This window comes from Microbacterium sp. CPCC 204701 (assembly GCF_004010105.1).
Lineage (GTDB): Bacteria > Actinomycetota > Actinomycetes > Actinomycetales > Microbacteriaceae > Microbacterium.
In genome coordinates this window covers 1-2,810 of sequence record NZ_RRYE01000376.1, presented here as the reverse complement: position 1 = coordinate 2,810, position 2,810 = coordinate 1, and the positions used below count along the sequence as shown (strand labels likewise).

Annotated in this window: 3 protein-coding genes; all 3 read left to right on the top strand. The window is 71.4% G+C overall.

Going from position 1 to position 2,810, the window contains the following annotated elements; translation table 11 throughout:
• Positions 1–197, top strand: a 197-nt coding sequence (locus tag EIO58_RS18965) for a hypothetical protein (RefSeq protein ID WP_164861767.1), incomplete at its 5' end; no start/stop codon positions are given.
• A gap of 140 nt (positions 198–337) precedes the next feature.
• Entirely contained in the window at positions 338–1,915 is a 1,578-nt protein-coding gene (locus tag EIO58_RS15610; RefSeq protein WP_127820279.1) for a S1C family serine protease, read from the top strand.
• A gap of 196 nt (positions 1,916–2,111) precedes the next feature.
• Positions 2,112–2,810, top strand: a 699-nt coding sequence (locus EIO58_RS15605) for an AfsR/SARP family transcriptional regulator (protein WP_240658930.1), incomplete at its 3' end; no start/stop codon positions are given.

Genomic DNA, 2,810 nt, shown 5'->3' with positions numbered 1-2,810 from the left:
CGGCCGACGTGCCGGCGGGCGCGCTCGGCGACGAGCTGCGCGCCTCCGCGGCCGCGGTCGCGGAGGCGGGAGAGGCGTTCCTCGCGTCGGGGTGCGACACCTCGCAGAGCGAGGAGTGCGTCGGGCCGACCGACGATTTCACCGACGCGGTGAGGATGTACGGCGATGTCGTCGCTGAGGTGGTCGCGGCGAGCTGACCCGCCGTACCCGGGAGCGGGCTGCGATCGGTCGATCGCGGCCCGCTCTTCGGCTTGGCGGAGCACATCGGATTGCACGCCGGTTGCACGGCGCAATCCTCGGTCCGGCGGTTCGTTGCACGCCAATAGCGTCCTCAACCATGAACACGACCACACACCGCTCACGCCGCGGCCTCGCTCTCGCGGGTGCCGCCCTCACGGCCACGTCGGCGCTCGCGCTGACCGGCTGCATGTCTTTCACCGTCGGGACGCCTCAGGGCGCCGAGGCCGGGTCCGCCGGGGGTGTCGGCTTCGACGACATCCAGTCCGCCACCATCCAGATCGAAGCCGTCGGCACGTTCGTGTCGCCCGAGATGGGCGGCTACGAGGCCGCCGGCCGCGGTTCGGGCTTCCTCATCGACGAGAACGGGCTCGCCGTCACCAACAATCACGTCGTCGTCGGCGCCGGCACGCTCAAGGTGTGGCGCGGCGGCGACACGTCCGAGACGCTCAACGCCAAGGTGCTCGGCTCGTCGGAGTGCCTCGACCTCGCGGTCATCCAGCTGCAGGACGACGACTACCCCTACTTCTCGTGGCGCGAGGGCGACATCACCACCGCCACCGACGTGTATGCGGCAGGCTTCCCGCTGGGCGACCCCGAGTTCACCATGACCCGCGGCATCGTCTCGAAGGCCGACACCTCGGTCGACACCCCGTGGGCGTCGCTCGACCACGTCATCGAGCACGATGCGCGCATCCGCGGCGGCAACTCGGGCGGACCGCTCGTCGACGCCGAGGGCAAGATCGTCGGCGTCAACTACGCAGGCAACGACCTGCACGACCAGAACCTGGCGATTCATCGCGACGAGGTCCAGCAGGTGCTGGATCAGCTCGCGGCGGGCGAGAGCGTGCTGAGCCTCGGCATCAACGGCACCGGCCTCACGACGGAGGAGGGCGAGGGCCTGGGCATCTGGGTGAACTCCGTCGCATCCGGGTCGGCCGCCGACGAGGCGGGCGTCGAGCCCGGCGACCTCATCACCAAGATGGAGGGCGTCAGCGTCGGCACCGACGGCACCATGGCCGACTACTGCGACGTGCTGCGCACGCACGGACAGGACGCGACCCTCCGCGTCGAGCTGTACCGGCCGGCCGACGGCATCTACTACACCGGCCAGTTCAACGGCGAGCCCGTCGAGGGCATGTCGGTGGCGGGCGAGGCCGGCGCGAGCTCGGGCGGATCGTCGTCGGGCGGCAGCGCCGCAGCGGACTTCGTGTCGGTCGTCGACGACACCGGCAGCGTGACGGTCGACGTGCCCGAGGCCTGGTCGAGCATCGACACGAGCGTCTACACCGACCCGCGCGGCGGCCAGTGGGCCCGCATCGATGCCAGCACCGACGTCGCGGCCTTCGCGAGCGGCTGGTCGGTGCCGGGCGTCTCGGTCGTGGCGGCACCCGCAGCGACCGCGACGATCGAGCCCGAGGAGTGGCTTCAGATGACCGCGGACTACCTGCAGCAGTCGGGTTGCTCGCAGCAGGCGATCGACGAATACGCCGACGACCTCCACTCCGGCGTGTTCCAGTACTGGACCGGATGCGGCGAGACCGCCGCGGACTACCTGATGCTCGCGGCGTACTCGAACGACGGCGAGTACCTGATCGTGCTGGCGGTCACCGCGCTGAGCGAGGACGACTTCACCGCGATCGACCGCGCGCTCGGCAGCTTCCAGGCGGCTTTCTGACCCCGATGAGATTCAGAGCGGATGCCGCAGCACACGGTGCTGCGGCATCCGCTCGTCTGCGTGCATGACCCGCGGTGCCGGTCCTGCCATCACGCGCTCGATTGCACCAGGATTGCAGCGTGACCCGCGCCCGGCGGCGCGGGCCACGGCGCGCCTAGCATCCTGACAGACGACGAGCCGGAGGAGACCGACGCGCATGGGGATCGACATCGAACTGCTCGGGGCGTTCGGGCTGCACATCGACGGGACCGCCGTGCCGGTGCGCGGCGACTTGCCGCGAGCCCTGCTCGCACGCCTGGCGACCACGCCGCGCGAGCTCGTGCCGTCCGAGGCGCTCATCGCCGACGTGTGGACCGATCCTCCCGAGAACGTCGTGTCGACACTGCGTGCGCATCTGTCGCGGCTGCGGGCGGCGGGACTCGGCTCTGCCATCGTCGGCGCCCGCGGCGGCTACCTCATCGACATGCCCCGGGATCGGGTCGACCTGACGCGATTCCGCGACGACCTCGCGCAGGCGGCGCAGATCACCGACGCCGAGCAGCACCTGGCTCGCCTGGTCGATCTGGCGAGGATCGCGTCGCAAGAGCCGCTCGCAGACCTCGGCGGCTTCCCGTTCGTCGCACGCGTGCGCGCCGAGCACTTCGAGGAGCGGCGGCTGCTCGACGAGGACCTCGCCGAGGCGGCGATCGAGCTCGGCGACGACAGCCTCGCCACCGCCGTGCTCGCGGGAACCGTGGAGCGTCACCCGCTGCACGAGCGGCCGGTGCGATTGCTCGCGCTCGCCCTCGCGCGCTCGGCGCGCTACGCCGACTCGCTCGCCGTGCTGGACGCGTACCGGGACCGGCTCACCGGGCAGGGCCTCGACCCGTCGGCGCGCGTGGAGGCGCTGCGCGCC

Bases quoted from the DNA above. Each gene is read 5' to 3' on its own strand.
- EIO58_RS15610 (WP_127820279.1), top strand. From the start codon at position 338: ATGAACACGACCACACACCGCTCACGCCGCGGCCTCGCTCTCGCGGGT.